The sequence below is a fragment of the Dyella sp. genome, assembly GCF_036746095.1.
Taxonomy (GTDB): Bacteria; Pseudomonadota; Gammaproteobacteria; order Xanthomonadales; family Rhodanobacteraceae; genus Dyella_B.
On the sequence record NZ_DAIOEU010000017.1, the window covers coordinates 1 to 18,826 of the forward strand.

At 62.4% G+C, this 18,826-nt stretch carries 9 protein-coding genes; 5 read left to right on the forward strand and 4 right to left on the reverse strand.

Going from position 1 to position 18,826, the window contains the following annotated elements:
* Positions 1-229: 229 nt before the first annotated feature.
* A complete protein-coding gene (locus tag V7M64_RS09435) occupies positions 230-5,149 on the reverse strand; it encodes an NAD-glutamate dehydrogenase domain-containing protein (RefSeq protein WP_333678839.1) in 4,920 nt (1,639 codons plus the stop codon).
* Between the two features lie 530 nt (positions 5,150-5,679).
* Here V7M64_RS09435 and V7M64_RS09440 point away from each other — a divergent pair.
* Positions 5,680-6,873 (forward strand): efflux RND transporter periplasmic adaptor subunit, encoded by a 1,194-nt coding sequence (locus V7M64_RS09440; RefSeq protein ID WP_333678841.1) that lies wholly within the window; start codon positions 5,680-5,682, stop codon positions 6,871-6,873.
* Between the two features lie 11 nt (positions 6,874-6,884).
* On the forward strand, positions 6,885-10,106 hold the full coding sequence (locus tag V7M64_RS09445; protein WP_333678843.1) for an efflux RND transporter permease subunit: 3,222 nt from the start codon (positions 6,885-6,887) through the stop codon (positions 10,104-10,106).
* A gap of 152 nt (positions 10,107-10,258) precedes the next feature.
* Here the strand turns inward: V7M64_RS09445 and V7M64_RS09450 are convergent, their stop codons facing one another.
* The 3 genes from V7M64_RS09450 to V7M64_RS09460 all read right to left on the reverse strand — a co-directional run bounded on the left by V7M64_RS09450 (position 10,259) and on the right by V7M64_RS09460 (position 13,536).
* Positions 10,259-10,627, reverse strand: a complete 369-nt coding sequence (locus V7M64_RS09450; protein ID WP_333678845.1) for a hypothetical protein — start codon at positions 10,625-10,627, stop codon at positions 10,259-10,261.
* Positions 10,624-11,952: a hypothetical protein gene (locus V7M64_RS09455; RefSeq protein WP_333678847.1), complete on the reverse strand. Its 1,329-nt coding sequence runs from the start codon at positions 11,950-11,952 to the stop codon at positions 10,624-10,626. Before V7M64_RS09455 ends, V7M64_RS09450 begins: the two co-directional genes overlap by 4 nt.
* 423 nt (positions 11,953-12,375) lie before the next feature.
* On the reverse strand, positions 12,376-13,536 hold the full coding sequence (locus V7M64_RS09460) for an acyl-CoA dehydrogenase family protein (protein ID WP_333678849.1): 1,161 nt from the start codon (positions 13,534-13,536) through the stop codon (positions 12,376-12,378).
* A gap of 164 nt (positions 13,537-13,700) precedes the next feature.
* Here V7M64_RS09460 and V7M64_RS09465 point away from each other — a divergent pair, with 164 nt between their 5' ends.
* From V7M64_RS09465 to metH, 3 genes are all read left to right on the forward strand, one after another.
* The gene (locus V7M64_RS09465) at positions 13,701-14,627 is read left to right on the forward strand and encodes a metalloregulator ArsR/SmtB family transcription factor (protein WP_333678851.1); all 927 of its coding nucleotides are present in this window, start codon (positions 13,701-13,703) and stop codon (positions 14,625-14,627) included.
* 202 nt (positions 14,628-14,829) lie between these two features.
* On the forward strand, positions 14,830-15,915 hold the full coding sequence (locus tag V7M64_RS09470) for a homocysteine S-methyltransferase family protein (RefSeq protein WP_333678853.1): 1,086 nt from the start codon (positions 14,830-14,832) through the stop codon (positions 15,913-15,915).
* Between the two features lie 190 nt (positions 15,916-16,105).
* On the forward strand, positions 16,106-18,790 hold the full coding sequence (gene metH / locus V7M64_RS09475; RefSeq protein WP_333678855.1) for a methionine synthase: 2,685 nt from the start codon (positions 16,106-16,108) through the stop codon (positions 18,788-18,790).
* The last annotated feature ends 36 nt before the right edge of the window (positions 18,791-18,826 follow it).

The window sequence follows — 18,826 nt, forward strand, 5'->3', positions numbered from 1 at the left end:
CCGGGTGCTATGCCCGCGCATTTCTGAAGAACTTCATTTTCCCCGGACAGCAGTGGGCGAAGGCCGGAATGACGGTTCGTTTTGAAACGGGGCCTATGTAACCCCAAGATTTTTCTGGAATAACTAGCAAAAAAACGTGGGGATACCTCAGCCCTATTCCTCCCCTACTGACGCAGGGGAGGGAATGGCACTTCGCTATTACAAGGACGGCTTGCGGTGAGTGAGAAAATTACACCGGCATTTGCGCCAATTGCGCCAGGCGGCGCACCGCCACCGAGGCAATCGGATAATCCGCATTCTGCGTGAGAATCTCCGCCAGCATGCTGCGGGTGTGCTTCAACGCGGGATCGTCACGCTCCAGCCATGCCTGCACCGGCGACTTGCTGCCGTTGCCGCCATTGAGCGCGAGCACTTGCGTCGCCAGCGCGCGATGCTGATGGTTGAGTTCATCCAGCAGCGAACCGCGTGCCTGCGCATGCCAATGCCCTTCCACCGGCAAGGCTTCGATCTGGCCGCGCAGCCATTCCAGGTCCAACGCCTGGCCCAGCTCGTAGAACACGCCGGCAACCTTGGCTATCGGCTGGCCGGTCTGTTGCGCGACTTCCACCATGTCCAGCATGGCGCGCAGTTCCGGCAGCTTGGCCAGGCGCAGCGCGAGATCGTTGGGCAGCCCTAAGCCTTCCCACTTTTCCTGGCTGGTGGCGAAGTCGGCCTTGCCGGCCGGGGTCAAGGTGTCGGGCAAGGTGTTGCTGAGTTCGGTCACTGCCGCCTGGTAGCGTTCCACGTTCGCGGCGATTTCCAGTGAGCCACCCGGGCGGTTGAGCAGCCAGCGCGTGAGATGGCGCAGTTGTCCCCAGACCTGCATGATCGCATCGACCTGCGTGTTCTCGGCGACCTTGCTGTCCTGCGCTTCGATCTCGGCCCACAGTTCGCGTGCGCCGAGAATTTCGCGCGCAGCCGTGTACGCCTTGGCGACGGCCGCCGGCCCCTGCCCGGTGTCTTCCTGCATGCGCATCATGAAGGTGGCGCCCATGCGGTTGAGGGTGGAGTTGGTCACCGCGGTGGCGATGATTTCGCGCTTCAGGCGATGGCGTTGCATGTGCGCGGCGTATTTGTCGTGCAGCGGCTTCGGGAAGTAGCGCACCAGTTCCTTGGACAGGTACGGGTCTTCCGGCACGTCCGATTCCAGCAGTTGCTGGTAGAGGCGGATCTTGTCGTACGACAGCAGCACCGACAGTTCCGGACGGGTCAGGCCATGGCCACGTGCCTTGCGATCGGATAGCTCGGTTTCGCTCGGCAGGTTTTCCACCTGGCGATCGAGCAACCCTTCGCTTTCCAGGGTGCGGATGAAATGCGCCATCGAGCCGATGCGCTTCACCGACTGGCGCTCCATCAAGGTGATGGCCTGGTTCTGGCGGTAGTTGTCCCACAGCACCAGCTGGCCGACTTCGTCGGTCATCGAGGCGAGCAGGCGGTTGCGGTCATCCGTGGTGATTTCGCCGCGCTGTACCGCATCGCCGAGCAGGATCTTGATGTTCACTTCGTGGTCGGACGTGTCCACGCCGGCGGAGTTGTCGATGAAGTCGGTGTTGAGCAGCACGCCATGCTGCGCCGCTTCGATGCGGCCTTTCTGGGTGAAGCCGAGGTTGCCGCCCTCGCCCACCGTCTTGCAGCGCAGTTCCGTGCCGTTGATGCGCAGTGCATTGTTGGCGCGGTCACCGACGTCGCCGTGCGTTTCGCTGCTGGCCTTGACGTAGGTACCGATACCGCCGTTCCACAACAGATCCACCGGCGCCTTGAGGATCGCGCTCATCAGTTCGTTCGGCGAGAGATGCTCGACGCTGGCCTTGATACCCAGCGCCTCGCGTACTTCCGGCGAAACCGGAATCGACTTCACGCTGCGCGGCCATACGCCGCCGCCAGCAGAAATCAGCGACTTGTCGTAGTCATCCCAGCTCGAACGCGGCAGCTTGAACATGCGCTCGCGCTCGGCGAAGGACTTGGCCGTATCCGGATTGGGATCGAGGAAGATGTGGCGGTGGTCGAACGCGGCCAGCAGGCGAATGTGGCGCGACAGCAACATGCCGTTGCCGAACACGTCGCCGGACATGTCGCCAATGCCGACGCAGGTGAAATCTTCACCCTGGCTGTCGCGGCCCAGCGCACGGAAGTGGCGCTTCACCGACTCCCACGCGCCCTTGGCGGTGATGCCCATGCCCTTGTGGTCGTAACCGTTGGAGCCGCCGGATGCAAACGCATCGCCCAGCCAGAAACCGTGTTCGATCGAGATGGCATTGGCGATGTCGGAGAACGTGGCCGTGCCCTTGTCGGCCGCCACCACCAGGTAGGGGTCATCGTCGTCGTGACGGATCACGTCATGCGGCGGCACCACCTTGCCTTCGACCAGGTTGTCGGTGATGTCGAGCAGGCCGTTGATGAACAGGCGATAGCAGGCAATGCCCTCGGCCAGCTGCGCGTCGCGATCGCCACCGACCGGCGGATGCTTGACGAAGAAACCGCCCTTCGAACCCACTGGCACGATCACGGTGTTCTTCACCATCTGCGCCTTCACCAGGCCCAACACTTCGGTGCGGAAGTCTTCGCGGCGATCCGACCAGCGCAGGCCGCCGCGTGCCACGGGCCCGAAGCGCAAGTGGATGCCTTCCACGCGCGGCGCGTAGACGAAGATCTCGCGATACGGCACCGGCTTGGGCGCATCGGGAACCTGCTTGGAATCGAACTTGAAGCTGATGTAATGGCGATGCGCGCCTTCCCACAGCTGGAAGAAGCTGGTGCGCAGCGTGGCGCGGATCGTGTTCATGAAGCTCAGCACGATGCGCTCGTCGTCCAGGCTGGCGACGTCATCGAGCAGCGACTTCAGCGATTGCCACAGCACGTGCACCTGCTGGTCGCGCTTTTCCGCCAGCGCGTTGACGATCTCGTCGATCAGCTCCGGCTTGGCCTTCTGCGTGTCGGCGGAGATCAGCGCCTGCATCTCGCGGCGCAGGTCGTCCTGTGCCTTTTCCAGCTCGTTGGCGGAAAGCAGCTCGCGGCGCGGATCGAACTTGGCGTTGAACAGCTCGATCAGCAAGCCGGCGATGGCCGGATAGCGGATCAGCGTTTCTTCCATGTAGCTCTGCGAGAACGCAATGCCCACCTGCTGCAGGTATTTGCAGTAGCCGCGCAAGGTGGCGACCTGGCGCCAGTCGGCTTGCGCCAGCAGCACGAGGTTGTTGAAGCCGTCGCTCTCGGCCTCGCCGCGCCACAAGGCTTCGAAGCCGCGTTCGAAGCGATCGCGCAGGTGGGCCAGGTCGAACTTCAGCGGCGCCTTCGTCTTCAGTTCGAAATCGTGGATGGTGAGCGTGCGGCCTTCGCTTTCCAGCGTATAGACATGTTCGGCGAGCATGCGCACGCCCATGTTTTCCAGCATCGGCAACGCGTCGGACAGCGAGATCGGCGCGCCGACGTGGATCACCTTGAAGCGCAGGCTCTGGTCGCGCGTATCTTCATAAAGATGCAGGTGGATCGAATCGTCGCTCTTGAGCGTGGTCAGCGCGATCACGTCCAGTGCGGCCTGCTCCGGCGCCACGTCTTCGATGTAGCCGGCCGGCAGCAGCTTGCCGAAGCGATTGAACAGCGCCACGCCCTGCGCTTCGCCGGCCTTGCCGATCAGGCTGTCGCGCAGCCCGTCGTACCAGTTGCGCACGATGTGCTGCAGGCGCGTTTCCAATTCTTGCGTGTTGAACTTGGGATGGTCGCCCAGGTGCGGGCGCACGGTGACATGCAGGCGTGCAAGCGCGGATTCGCCCATCAGAACGTTGGAATCCAGGCTCTCGCCGTGGAACACCTCGCGCAGCATGCCTTCGATGCGCTCGCGCACCGTGGTATTGAAGCGCTCGCGCGGCACGAACACCAGGCAGGTGAAGAAACGGCCGTAGCGATCGCGGCGCAGGAACAGCCGCGTGCGGGCGCGCTGCTGCAGCTCCAGGATGCCCATGGCGGTGGCGAACAATTCGTCTTCCGTGCTCTGGAACAGTTCTTCCGGCGGCAGCGTTTCCAGGATGTGGCGCAGCGCCTTGCCCGAATACGCATCGCGCTTCAGGCCCGAGCGAGCCAGCACCGCTTCCACGCGCCGGCGCACCAGTGGCACCTCTTGCGGACGCATCATGTAAGCGTTGGAGGTAAACAGGCCGAGGAAGCGCTGTTCGGAAACCGGCGCGCCGTTGGCGTCGAATTTCAGCACGCCGACATAATCCATGTTGCCGGCACGATGCACGTGCGAGCGCGCATTGGTCTTGGTCAGGATGATCGCATCGTACGCACCGGATTGCGGTAGGTCATGCGCCGCCAGCGAGCGCAGCGAGCGCGGCGCGATCGAACGCTCGCTCTTGTGCAGGATGCCGAGGCCCGATTCCTCGACCGGGCGCAGCACTTCATCGCCGTCGGTCTTGGCTACTTCGTATTCGCGATAGCCCAGGAAGGTGAAGTTGTCGTCGGCCAGCCAGCGCAGGAATTCGCTCGCTTCATTGACGGATGCAGGGTCCAGCGGCAGCTTGCGGTTCGGCAGGTCCGCGGCGATGGCCAGCGCTTTCTCGCGCATCGTGTTCCAGTCGCGCACGGCGGCGCGCACGTCTTCCAGCGCATCTTCAATGCGATTGGTCAACTGCGCCCGGATGGATTCTTCGACGATGCTGTCCACTTCGAAATGCATCACCGATTCGGCCGTGCCATGCTCGCCGCCAAGCTGTTGCAGCTGGCCGCCGGCATCGCGGTTCGCCTTCACCACCGGATGCAGCACGAGATGGACGGCAGAGTACTCGGCCAGGATCATGCTTACCGTATCGACCAGGAACGGCATGTCGTCGGTGATGATTTCCACCGCGCTGCGGGCCGCATGCGCGGCACCCGTGATACGTACGGCGGCGCGGTGCGGCGTGCGCTGCTGCAGGAAATCGAGCAGGCCGGCCACCACCTGCGCCCACGCGGCGGGCGTATGCAGGTCGACGTCGGTGCTGGCAATGCGCGAGAAAAAGGCGCTGATAAAAAATTGCGCCTCATCAAGGCGCTTGGTTGGATAACCGCTTTTCTTCAACTCTTCGAGCACGACAGACACGAGGGGGATGTCATTGGCCGCACGGATCGCATTCATGGCTTCTACTTAAGAAGTGGAGATGATGGGGTTTGAAAGCTTTAAAAGGATACGCTCCGCCCTGCGTTGAATCCATCGGCAGCGCAGCAACGCGCGTCATGCGCGATTAACCGTGCGATGTGCTTGGCAACGAGGCGATGCGTGCGCGTCATCCCCGCGAACGCGAACATGGACACCACCAGCTGTCGTTGTATTGCAGCAAGCGACAACGTCGAAGCGTGCCGCATCGGGGCGATGGCGATGGCATACATCGCCATGGCAGCGGCACGCGCCCGGCCGGTTTGGTCACAGGCGGGCCTGCCGCGCCTGTGCCGTTCGTCATCTGCCCAAAAGGCTGGATTCCCGCACTGCAGAAATTGTAAACTGGCCGGTATAGTCTTGCCCCTGAAACCTGTTGCGCAGCGACCAACGACACAGGACAAACTGGCCTTGATCCGATAAACGTAAGAAATTCCGGCAAGTACGGCCGGGCCTCGGCATGTGTTGCCAAGCCTCACCCCATCCGATTTACGCAAGTCCATGGAGCCCTCATGAAGTCGACGCCAATGCGCACACCGGTGCTGTGCCTGAGTTTGCTGGCACTTGCCGCCTGTAGCAGCAAGGAACAAGGTCCGCCCAAGATGCCGCCGCCGACGGTGGGGGTGATCGAAGCCCAGCCGCAGAACGTGCCGCTGACCAAAGACCTGGTAGGACGCCTGTCCGCCTTCCGCAGCGCCGACGTGCGTGCCCGCGTCTCGGGCGTGCTGCTCAAGCGCGTCTATACCGAAGGGACGGATGTGAAGCAGGGCCAGCTGCTGTTCCAGATCGATCCGGTGCCGTACAAGGCCGCCCTGGCCAATGCCGAAGCCGCGCTGGCTTCGTCCCAGGCCAGCTACACCAATGCGCACGTGATCGCCAACCGCGACCGCCAGCTGGTGCCGCAGGGCTACATCTCACGCCAGCAGTTGGATACCGATGAAGCCAACGAACGCTCCGCCCAGGCTGCGGTGAAACAGGCCCAGGCGAACGTGCAGACCGCACGCATCAACCTCGGCTATACCAACGTGACCGCCCCGATCGACGGCCGCGCCGGCGAGCAGCAGGTGACCGAGGGCGCGATCGTCGGCAACAGCACGACGGATGCAGGCGCCAACGCTACCTTGCTGACTACGGTGGACCAGCTCGATCCGCTGTACGTCAACTTCACCATGAGCGCCGCCGATCTCGAAACGCTGCGTCATGCCCAGACCAACGGCAACGTGCAGCTTGCCGAGCAGGACAAGACCACGGTGCAGATCACCCTGCCCAGCGGCGCCAAGTATGACAAGCAAGGCACGTTGGATTTCTCCGATACGTCGGTCAATCCGACGACGGGGGCGATCAACCTGCGTGCCGTGGTGCCCAATCCCAACCGCCGCATCCTGCCGGGCATGTACGTCACCCTCACGGCCAACATGGGTGAGCTCAACAAGGTATTCCTGATTCCGCAGGCCGGTATCCAGCGCGATCCTGTCGGCGCCTATGCGCTGGTGGTCGGCCAGGACGGCAAGGTCGCGCAGAAGCGCGTATCGGCCGACACCATGCGCGGCCACGATTGGATCGTTACCAGCGGCCTCGCCGCCGGTGATCAGGTGATCGTGTCGGGTGTCCAGGGCGTCAAGCCGGGCGCTCCCGCCAAGGCCACCCCGTGGAAGCCTGACCAGGCTCCCGCCGGCCAAGGTCCCGCCCCGGCCGGTCATCAGTAAGGAGAACACGGATGCCGAGTTTCTTTATCGACCGCCCTATTTTCGCGTGGGTGGTCGCCATCCTGATCACTCTGGTCGGCATCATTTCGGTGCTGGGCATGGGTGTGGAGTCCTACCCCAACATCGCGCCGCCGCAGGTCACGGTCACCGCCACCTTCCCGGGTGCCAGTGCACAGACCATGGAAGACACGGTCACCAAGGTGATCGAGCAACAGCTCACCGGCGTGGACAACCTGTTGTACTTCAGTTCGGCCTCGAACTCGAACGGCACCTCAACGATCACGCTGAGCTTCGCCACCGGTACCGATCCCGACATCGCGCAGGTGCAGGTGCAGAACAAGGTGTCGCTGGCACAGCCGCAGTTGCCGGCCGCAGTGACGCAGCAGGGCGTGGTGGTGGCCAAGGCCAACCCGGACTTCCTGATGTTCGTGGGCCTGATCTCCAACAATCCGGAGATCGACAGCGGCCGCCTCAGTGACATCGTCGGTTCGCAGGTCATCAACACGATCGGCCGCATTCCCGGCGTGGGCAGCACCTTCCAGGTGGGCTCCGAATACGGCATGCGCGTCTGGCTGAATCCGGACAAGATGCAAGGCTACGGCCTGTCCGCCTCGCAGGTGGAAAGCGCGATCTCCGCCCAGAACGTGCAGTTCGCTGCCGGCTCGCTGGGTTCCGATCCCGCCCCCAACGGACAGACCTTCACCGCCACGGTGTCGGCGGAAGGCCTGTTCTCCACCCCTGAGCAGTTCGGCAACATCATCCTGCGTGCCAATCCCGACGGCACCACGGTGCGCCTGAAGGACATCGCGCGCATCCAGCTCGGCCCACAAACCTATGGCTTCGCCTCCACCTGGAGCGGCCAGCCCGTGGGTGGCTTCGGCGTGCAGTTGCTGCCGGGTGCGAACGCGCTGCAGGTAGCTACGGCGGTGCGTTCGAAGATGGACGAACTGGCCAAGGACTTCCCGCAGGGCGTCACCTGGTTCGCGCCGTACGACAGCACGCCGTTCGTACGCGTGTCGATCGATGAAGTGATGCACACGCTGATCGAGGCGATCATCCTCGTGTTCTTCGTGATGCTGATCTTCCTGCAGAACTTCCGCGCCACGGTCATTCCTACCCTGGTGATTCCGGTCGCGCTGCTCGGCACCTTCATTGGCCTGGCGCCGATGGGCTTCACCATCAACCAGCTCACCCTGTTCGGCATGGTGCTGGCTATCGGTATCGTGGTGGACGACGCGATCGTGGTGATCGAAAACGTCGAACGCATCATGACCGAGGAAAACCTGCCGCCGAAGGAAGCCACGCGCAAGGCGATGAGCCAGATCACCGGCGCGGTGGTGGCCATCACCGTGGTGCTGGCGGCGGTGTTCGTGCCGTCCGCCCTGCAGCCGGGCGCCACCGGCGTGATCTACAAGCAGTTCGCGCTGACCATCGCCGTGTCGATGGGCTTCTCCGCGTTCCTTGCGCTGTCGTTCACGCCGGCGCTGTGCGCGACCATCCTCAAGCCCACGCACGAGCATAAGAAGAACTTCATCTACCGCGGGTTCAACAACGTCTTCGACCGCGTCACGCATACCTACCAGGGCCACATCGGCAGCGCCGTCCGCCATGCCCCGCGCTGGATGATCGTGTTCGCGCTGATCGCGGCGCTGGCCGGCTTCCTCTACACCAAGCTGCCCACCGGTTTCGTGCCCAGCGAAGACCAGGGCTTCGCGCTGGCCATCGTCAGCCTGCCACCCGGTGCTTCGCTTGAACGCTCCGAGCAGGTCATGAAGGAGGTCAAGGACACGCTGGACAAGAGCCCGCTGAAAGACGATTACGTCGGCATGTACCAGATCAGCGGCTTCAGTTTCGTGGGCCGCAGTGAAAACGCCGGCATGGTGTTCATCAAGCTCAAGGACTGGAGCGAGCGCTCGATCACCGCGGACCAGTTCATCCTGAAGGCCAACGGCATCCTGCACGGCGGTATTCGCGACGCGATGATCTTCGTGGTGAACCTGCCGACCATCCGCGGCCTCAGCCAGTTCGGCGGCCTGGACATGTACCTGCAGGCACGTAGCGGCCAGTCGCGCGCCGAGCTGGGCCAGGCGATGGGCATGTTGCTGGGCAAGGCTTCCAAGAGCCCCACCCTGTTCGGTACCCGTCCGAACATCCTGCCGGATGCCCCGCAGTACAACCTCACGGTGGATCGCGTGCAATCCGGAGCGCTGGGCCTGTCGGTCAGCGACGTGTACACCGCCATCCAGCTGATGCTGGCGCCGGTCTACATCAACAACTTCATCTACGAAGACCGCGTCAAGCGCGTGATGGTGCAGGCCGATGCACCGTATCGCATGGATACGGATGCGCTCAGCCACATCTACACCCCCAGTTCGCTGGGTACCAGCACCACGTCGGCTGCTTCAAACAGGTTGAGCACCTCGTCGTCGGGCAATGCTTCGAGCAGCACCAGTTCGCCGTACGGCCCGTACAACATGATCCCCCTGTCCAGCGTGGTGCATTCCACCTGGAGCATGGCTGCACCTTCGCTCACGCGCTACAACGGCTACCCGGCCATTGAAATCGTGGGTGACTCCGCCCCGGGCTACTCCACCGGCCAGGCCATGGCGACCTTGCAGAACATCGTCAACAACGACCTGCCGCATGGCTTCGGCGCGGATTGGACCGGCCAGTCGTACCAGGAATTGCTGGCGGGCAACTCGGCGACGTTGCTGATGATGCTGTCGATCTTCATCGTGTTCCTGTGTCTGTCGGCCTTGTATGAAAGCTGGTCGATACCGGTGTCCGTGCTGCTGGTGGTGCCGCTGGGCCTGCTGGGCATGGTGCTGGCGTCCATGTTGCGCGGCTTCCCGAACGACATGTACTTCAAGATCGGCATGGTGACGGTGATCGGCCTGGCCGCGAAGAACGCCATCCTGATCGTGGAATTCGCGGTGGAGCAGCAAGCCGAAGGCAAGACGCTGTTCGAGTCCGTGGTCACCGCCGCCCGGCTGCGACTGCGCCCGATCCTGATGACCTCGATGGCCTTCATCCTCGGCGTGCTGCCGCTGGTGACGTCCTCCGGCGCCGGCGCCAACTCCCGCCACGAAATCGGTACCGGCGTGATCGGTGGCATGCTGTTCGCCACCTTCCTCGGCCTGCTGCTGATCCCGGTGTTCTACGTGAGCGTGCGCCGCATGCTGGGCGACAAGATGGATGAAGCAACGCACAAGCTGGCTCGCCATGAGCACTAGTGGCTACGGTTAAAGCGTCAATGAAAAAAGCCCCGGCATTGCCGGGGCTTTTGTAAGTTGGTACGCAGACCCACCGTGATTTAGTCTCCAACTCAGACATTCGCGCTATTGGGGGTTGCACGTCAAACGACGCACAACCCCATCGACCTGAGTCAATCACACAGGCCATTGTTAACGTCAATGTACGCACGGAACCTTTCCGAGTAACACGTTTCCGGCCCGATGGGCTCTCTTTGAGCCTCGGCTTCTCTTTTTGGTGTCGTAATTTGCGTAGTTGGGCTCAAGTTGGAGGCGCCATTCGCCCATTGCCAGCTGGCATCTACATATGTTTTCACAACGCCTGTTTCCGCATGGCGCGCCAAGAAGTAGGAATAATCGCTGGCCGCGGTGGTTCTTGCATGCGTTGAAGACATGCATTGAATACCCATCACCACGATCAACACCGATCCCGCACGCACCGTTTTCCATCGCGCCACCGGCACATCACTCCTGACGCGTGCCGTGCCAAATAGTCTTTTCATGGCGTTACCTCCTCGACTGCATCGACTTCCTCACCGGTACCATCGTGCGAGGTCTCGCTTGCCCCCGCTATGAAGCCGCCACTCTTGGCAATGGCCCTTACACCATCGTTGCCGCCGCTTTGCAGAGGCGCAATGGGCGTCAACGTACCGTTGCTCGCATGCCATACATAGGCCTCGTTGACACCGTTGGCCTCGCCATTGCCGATAATCACACCGTTGTCCGCAATGCCCGCCGCACCTGCACGGGAGCCACCAGGGAGTTGGTCGATGGGCGTGGCATTGGTTCCCTTGGATGGGTCCCAGTAGAACGCGGAGGTGTAGCCGCCTGCGATCAGGCGAGTACCGGCAACCTGTCCGGAGGCATTCATATCCACACCGACATTGCGCAGCGAGGTGTTGCCATTGATCGTCATCAGCACGGTCGGCCCGCTTCCTCCGGAACCCCACTCCACCGTTCGAAACGTATCGGGTGTGGCACCGTTCGTCCCGAGATAAAAACACTCACCCAGGATCTGGCCGCTGGTGTTGATTTTTTTGGCCGTGCAATAGCTGGCGCCGCTTGGCTTGAACAATATGAGGGGGGCGCTGGTGCTGGTGAGCCAAAGCACTGCTACATTCTTGCCCCCGCCACCCGCGCCCGCCGGACAGTTGCCGACGATGGAAGGCGGCGCTGCATCATTGATGTCTACGGGAACGCAGTTGGTGACCGAACCGAGCAAGGCCGCAGGAAGGGCCGTAGGTGTGCCGGCAGCGTTCCATATGACTGGCGTTGCGTCTTCGTTCCCGTTGATGCTGGTGCCAACAATGTTTCCTTGCTGATTGACCGCAGTTTCGATGGTCTGCACATCCGCCAGCAGCCCGGCAATGCCAGGTAACGGCTGCAATTGCGTAGGTGTGATGGCTGGATTGCCAGCGTTCCAGAACACAGCCTGCGGCACGCTGTTGGCATCCTCGCAACTGCCGACAATGATCGCGCTGGGCAACAGCGCATTGTTGATACCCCCCACCGTACAAGCCTCGCCACCGTTTCCATTAGTGGTAAGAGGCGCCAGCGGTACAGGCTTGCCCAGTGTGGCCGCGACAAACCCTTCGCGAATGAACGTGCCGGAAAGGCAATTGCCGACGGCGATCGCACTGTCGTTTACATCCGCCGAACTGCATTGCAATCCAGCAGATGTTCCCTCATCACTCCAACTTGCGTAAGCCGGACTGGACATGCCCGCAAGAACCATTCCCGCTGCCAGAACGCTTAGCGATGCACCAAAAGCATGACGCATTTGCATAAAGCCTCCAGAGGAAAAAGAAAGACACACGGGCCGTTGCAACCACGTAAAGTGGCTGCAGAAGCCCGAACCGTAGCCTCACGCCGTTCAACAACACTCGTATCGACCCGCGACCGGAAAGTCGCAAGCGCAAAAGCAGAAGAAATGCAGAAAGCAGTAACGTCGATGCCCTTCGCAACAGCCGCCTTTTACGCTTGCAAACATAGGCAATGCGTAAGCTCGGGGTGAATGGCGCCTTGGCACACGCGTCCCCGTTTTGACCGAAGGCGCACGACGCGGGGAAATGCCGACGCTTGCGTGGGCTGGGATGCAATCCCGGCAATGGAAAAAACGTCTGGGATGCAATCCCAGCCTACGACTCCATCCCCACAGACGGTTCTCCACTCAGTGGCTGGAGAATCCGATTGGAATGGACGAAGCGTGCCACGCAAACGCCTCGCCCTTATCAACAGCAACGGTTGCTTGTCAGCGCAAACCAGTCTCCGCACGCGCAATCACCAGCCGCTGGATCTCGCTGGTGCCCTCATAGATTTCAGTGATCTTCGCATCGCGGAAATAGCGCTCCAGCGGCATCTCCTTCGAATAGCCCATGCCGCCATGAATTTGCACGGCCTGGTGCGAAATCCACATGGCCGCTTCCGAAGCCACCAGTTTCGCAATCGATGCTTCGGTACCGAAACGTCCGCCGTTCTTTTCCGCCTCGCCTTTCGCCCACGCTGCACGCAATGTAAGCAGCGTGGCCGCGTCGAGCTTGCACTTCATGTCGGCGATCTTGGCCTGCGTCATCTGGAACGTGCCGATCGGCTGGCCAAAGGCCTTGCGATCGCGCGACCACTGCAACGTCGCTTCATACGCCGCCCGCGCGATACCCACCGCCTGCGATGCAATACCGATGCGGCCGGCATCGAGCACGCCCATCGCGATCGAAAAGCCCTTGCCTTCGTCGCCGAGCAGGTCTTCCTTCGGACACACGTATTCGTTGAATTCGATTTCGCACGTGGCCGACGCGCGGATGCCCAGCTTCGGCTCCGTCTTGCCCGCATGGAAACCAGGCCGCTGCGTGTCGATGATGAACGCCGACACGCCCTTCGCCCCGATACCCGGCGTGGTGATGGCGAACAGCACGATATAGCGGGCCACCGGACCGGAGGTGATCCAGCTCTTCTTGCCGTTGATCACCCAGTCACCGTCGGCGTTCTTCGACGCACGGGTATGCATGGCCGATGCGTCCGAACCGGACTGCGGCTCGGTCAGCGCATACGCGCCGATCGCATCACCTTGCGCAATCGCACGCACATACTTCTGCTTCTGCTCTTCCGTGCCGTGCTTGAGGATGCCGTTGCAGAACAGCGAATTGTTCACCGACATGATGGTGGACGTCGCCGCATCCGCCGCGGCAATTTCAATCACCGCCAGCGCATAGCCGATCGGATCCATCCCCGCACCGCCGTATTCATGCGGCACCTCGATACCCATCAGCCCGAGCTGGCCCATCTCGCGGATGTTGTCCAGCGGGAACTCGCCCTTGGCATCGAGTTCGGCCGCCACCGGCACGATGCGCTTTTGCGCAAAATCGCGTGCGATGGACTGGATGGACAACTGATCTTCGGTGAAACGGAAATCCATGAGCGGCTCCGGGGGAAAAGGGGTGGGGAAGCCGGCCATTTTAGCTGCCCGCTGCATAAGGCCCTGTGCGAGTGCAGCAGAGCGCCTCGGCATTCATTCTCTTGACGGGTCACTCCTACCCGCCTACTCTTACCCATCTTTCTATCGCGATATAAGGATGCACGATGGATCTGGCCACCGCCTCCAGCGTGTTGCGCCTGCTGGCCGATCCCACTCGCGTACGGCTGCTGGCGCTGCTCGAGCGGGAGGAACTGACCGTGGCCGAGCTGGCCGCGGTGCTGCATCTGGCCCAGCCACGCGTCTCCACACACCTCGCCAAGCTCAAAGAGGCCGAGCTGGTGCGCGATCGCCGCGCCGGCGTTTCGGCCTACTACCGCGCCAACAGCGAAGGCGACGAGCGCCAGCACGCGCTGATCCGCTCCCTGCGCGAAAGCATCGACGACGCCCTGCTGCGCGAAGACGCAGCGCGACTGACCGCCGTGCTGGCCCAGCGCGGCAACGCACATGGCTGGGCCGATACCGTGGCAGGCGACATGGAACGCCACTACTCGCCAGGACGCACGTGGGAAACGCTGACCCGCGCCCTGCTGCAATTGCTGGAGACCGGCGACGTGCTGGACATCGCTTCCGGCGACGGCGTCACCGCCGAATTGCTCGCGCCGCACGCGCGCTCGATCGTTTGCGTGGATGCGAGCGAGCGCGTGGTGGAAGCGGCGGCCAAACGGCTCGCGCCTTTCAACAATGTCGAGGTGCGCCAGGGCGACATGCATGCCTTGACGCTGCAGGGCGGCAGCTTCGACCTGGTGTTGATGCTGCATGCGCTTACCTATTCCGAACGCCCGGCCAAGGCCGTGGCCGAAGCCGCGCGCGTGCTGCGCCCCGGCGGCAAGCTGCTGGCCGCCACGCTGGGCAAGCATGACCATCGCGCTGTGGTCGAACCCTTCGATCACCGCAACCTCGGGTTCACCGAGAGCGAACTCACCAAGCTGGCCACGCAGGCCAAGCTTGAAGTGTTGAGTTGCAACCGCCTGAGCCGCGAGCGCAAGGCACCGCATTTCGAAGTGATCAACCTGCTCGCGCGCAAACCATGAACGTCCCGACCTCCGTTTACTTCATACCGTCATTCCGGCGAACGCCGAAGCGCTTTACAACAGCGAATGCTGGTCAATCCAGTGCAAATACTCGTCCGAAGGACACAACACCTATGTCGAGTGCTTCGCACAGCGTATTCAGACTGGATTCCGGCCTTCGCCGGAATGACGGCGTTGAGGCACTACGCACAGGAGCATGTCCATGAGCACCCTCCCCTGGTCTCATCCCCATCGCGTTGCCGCACTCCAAGCCGCCCTGCGCGAACGCATCCTTATTCTCGACGGCGGCATGGGCACCATGCTGCAAGGCCACTCATTGGATGAAACAGGCTTTCGCGGCGAACGCTTCGCCGAAGGCCGCGATGCGCAGCACGCACATGCACACGATCATCCCGGCGCGTGCGACCTGAAAGGCAACAACGACCTGCTCACCCTGACCAAGCCGGAGATCATCCGCGGCGTGCACCAGGCCTATCTCGAAGCCGGCGCCGACCTGGTCGAAACCAATACCTTCAACTCCACGCGCATCAGCCAGGCCGACTACCACCTGCAACACCTGGCGTACGAGTTGAATCGCGAAGGCGCCAAGCTTGCGCGTGCCGCGTGCGATGCGTTCACCGCCAGGAACCCGGCCAAGCCGCGTTTCGCGATCGGCATCCTCGGTCCCACCAGCCGCACGGCTTCGCTGTCGCCCGACGTGAACGACCCCGGCTTTCGCAACGTCACGTTCGAAGAGCTGGTCGACAACTACACCGAAGCGGCCAGCGGCCTGCTCGACGGTGGCGCCGACATGATCATGGTGGAAACCATCTTCGACACACTCAACGCCAAGGCGGCCCTGTTCGCGCTGAGCGAGCTGTTCCGTGCACGCGGCAGCCGCGTGCCGGTGATGATCTCCGGCACCATCACCGACCGCTCCGGGCGCACGCTTTCCGGCCAGACCGCCGAAGCGTTCTATTACTCGGTCAAGCACATCCGCCCGCTGTCTGTCGGCTTGAACTGCGCGCTCGGCGCTGCCGATCTGCGTCCGCACATCCAGACCTTGGCCAACACGGCCGATTGTTACGTCAGCACTCATCCGAACGCCGGCTTGCCGAATGCGTTTGGCGAATACGACGAAACGCCCGCGCAGATGGCCGCCGTGATCGATGGCTTTGCACGCGATGGACTGCTCAACATGGTGGGCGGCTGTTGCGGCACCACGCCGGCGCACATCAAGGCGATTGCAGAGGCTGTGAGCAAGTATGTGCCGCGCCAACTTGCTTCTGAAGATAGGCAAGCGGCATGAGTGCATTCCAGATGCCGCCGCGCTTCGCTCCCTCTCCCCGCTGGGGAGAGGGCTGGGGTGAGGGGCTGGTCTCGCCACAAACCCCCTCTTTGCAAAGCCGCTCTCATCAAACATCCCCGCAAGATTCGTCCCTCACCCTAACCCTCTCCCCGGAGGGGAGAGGGAACTGTCCGTCGCAAGATCACCCTTGATGAACATAACCCGCCACACCCGCCTCGCCGGCCTCGAGCCGCTGGTCATCACGCCGGACCTGCTCTTCGTCAACGTCGGCGAACGCACCAACGTCACCGGCTCGGCGCAATTCAAGAAACTGATCAAGGAGGACCGCTACGAAGAAGCGGTGGAAGTCGCGCGCCAGCAAGTCGCCAACGGCGCGCAGATCATCGACGTCAACATGGACGAAGGCCTGATCGATTCGGAAGCCGCCATGACGCGCTTCCTCAACCTGATCGCCGCCGAGCCGGACATCGCGCGCGTGCCGGTGATGGTCGACTCCTCCAAATGGACGGTGATCGAAGCCGGCCTGCGCTGCCTGCAAGGCAAGGGCGTGGTCAATTCCATCTCGATGAAGGAAGGCGAAGAGATGTTCCTGGAGCACGCACGCAAGGTGCTCCAATACGGCGCCGCCGTCGTGGTGATGGCATTCGACGAACAAGGCCAGGCAGACACTTGCGAGCGCAAGGTGGAAATCTGCTCGCGTGCGTACAAGCTGCTCACCGAGAAACTCGACTTTCCGCCCGAAGACATCATCTTCGATCCCAACATCTTCGCCATCGCTACCGGCATCGACGAACACAACAACTACGCGGTTGATTTCATCCAAGCCACGCGCGAATTGAAGAAACGCTTTCCGCACAGCCACGTGTCCGGTGGCGTGTCCAACGTGTCGTTCTCGTTCCGCGGCAACAACACCGTGCGCGAGGCGATCCATTCGGTGTTCCTGTACCACGCCATCAAGGCCGGCATGGACATGGGCATCGTCAACGCCGGCGCATTGATGATCTATGACGACGTGCCGGACGAACTGCGCGAACGCGTGGAAGACGTGGTGCTCAACCGCCGCGCCGACGCCACCGAGCGCCTGCTGGAAATCGCCGACCGCTACAAGGCGAAGAAGGGCGAAGCCGTCGTCGAAAACCTCGCCTGGCGCGACAAGCCGGTACACGAGCGTCTTGCACACGCGCTGGTGCACGGCATCGACCAGTTCGTCGATGAAGACACCGAAGAAGCGCGCCAGCAGACGACGCGTCCGCTCGACGTGATCGAAGGCCCGCTGATGGCCGGGATGAACATCGTCGGCGACCTGTTCGGCGCCGGCAAGATGTTCCTGCCGCAGGTGGTGAAATCCGCGCGCGTGATGAAAAAAGCGGTGGCCTATCTGCTGCCGTATATTGAAGCGGAAAAACTGCGCACCGGCGATGCCGGCAAGAACAACGGCACCATCGTGATGGCCACCGTGAAAGGCGATGTGCACGACATCGGCAAAAACATCGTCGGCGTGGTGCTCCGCTGCAACAACTTCGAAGTGATCGACCTTGGCGTGATGGTGCCGGCGCAAAAGATTCTGGACACCGCGCGCGAGCACAACGCCGACATCATCGGATTGTCCGGCCTGATCACGCCATCGCTGGAGGAAATGAGCCAGGTTGCGCGCGAAATGCAGCGGCAGGAATTCCACATTCCGCTGCTGATCGGCGGCGCCACCACCTCGCGCGCGCACACGGCGCTCAAGATCGAGCCGCATTACAAGTCGCCCACGGTGTGGGTGAAAGATGCTTCGCGCGCCGTCGGCGTGGCGCAGTCGCTGGTCAGCAAGGAGCTGGTCGACGGTTTCATGGCGAAGATCCGCGCCGAATACGCCGACATCCGCGAACGCCACAAGCAACGCGGCGCCGCGAAAACGCTGGCGCCGCTGGAACACGCGCGCAAGCAGCGCTTCGATTGCGACTGGCAAAGCTATACGCCGCCACCGCCGAACAAGCCTGGCATCACCACCTTCGACAACTATGACCTGGCCGAACTGCGTGCGTATATCGATTGGACGCCGTTCTTCCAGGCGTGGGAACTGGCCGGGCGCTATCCCGCCATTCTCAAAGATGACGTGGTCGGCAAGCAGGCCACCGAACTGTTCGCCGATGCGCAAGCCATGCTGGACAAGATCATCGCCGAGCGCTGGCTGACGGCGCGTGCGGTGATTGGTTTCTGGCCGGCTTGCGGTGTGGGCGATGACATCGAGATCCAGCTGGCGGATGGGAAGCGGCGCGTTCACCATCTGCGCCAACAGGCCGAAAAACCCGTCGAACGTCCCGACTTCTGCCTGAGCGATTTCATCGCCCCGAAGGAAGCCAACAGACAGGACTGGATCGGCGCGTTCGCCGTTACCGCCGGCATCGGCATCGAAGCACATGTCAAGCGCTTCGAAGCAGAGCACGACGACTACTCAGCCATCCTGCTCAAGGCTCTCGCCGACCGCCTCGCCGAAGCCTTCGCCGAACGCATGCACGAGCGTGTGCGTCGTGAGTTCTGGGGTTACCAACCGGACGAGGCCTTGGACAACGAAGCGCTCATTGGTGAAAAGTACCGCGGCATCCGCCCGGCTCCCGGCTATCCCGCCTGTCCGGATCACACCGAAAAAGCCGCGCTGTTCGAACTGCTCGACGCCACGCGCAACGCCGGCATCCAATTGACCGAAGGCTTCGCGATGTATCCGGCGGCGGCGGTGTCCGGCTGGTATTTCTCGCATCCGGGCAGCCAGTACTTCGTGGTGGGGCGTATCACGCGCGAGCAGGTGGAAGACTATGCGAAGCGCAAAGGTTGGACGCGCGAAGAAGCGGAGCGTTGGCTGGCGCCGAACCTCGATTACGATCCGGAATAACGCCGCCCTCACTCCCGCCATTTCCGCGAAAGCGGG

What these genes read in the sequence shown, in the direction of transcription:
- V7M64_RS09435 (WP_333678839.1), bottom strand. Translation starts at nt 5,149, where the DNA reads ATGAATGCGATCCGTGCGGCCAATGACATCCCCCTCGTGTCTGTCGTG.
- V7M64_RS09440 (WP_333678841.1), top strand. Translation starts at nt 5,680, where the DNA reads ATGAAGTCGACGCCAATGCGCACACCGGTGCTGTGCCTGAGTTTGCTG.
- V7M64_RS09445 (WP_333678843.1), top strand. Translation starts at nt 6,885, where the DNA reads ATGCCGAGTTTCTTTATCGACCGCCCTATTTTCGCGTGGGTGGTCGCC.
- V7M64_RS09450 (WP_333678845.1), bottom strand. Translation starts at nt 10,627, where the DNA reads ATGAAAAGACTATTTGGCACGGCACGCGTCAGGAGTGATGTGCCGGTG.
- V7M64_RS09460 (WP_333678849.1), bottom strand. Translation starts at nt 13,536, where the DNA reads ATGGATTTCCGTTTCACCGAAGATCAGTTGTCCATCCAGTCCATCGCA.
- V7M64_RS09465 (WP_333678851.1), top strand. Translation starts at nt 13,701, where the DNA reads ATGGATCTGGCCACCGCCTCCAGCGTGTTGCGCCTGCTGGCCGATCCC.
- V7M64_RS09470 (WP_333678853.1), top strand. Translation starts at nt 14,830, where the DNA reads ATGAGCACCCTCCCCTGGTCTCATCCCCATCGCGTTGCCGCACTCCAA.
- metH (WP_333678855.1), top strand. Translation starts at nt 16,106, where the DNA reads ATGAACATAACCCGCCACACCCGCCTCGCCGGCCTCGAGCCGCTGGTC.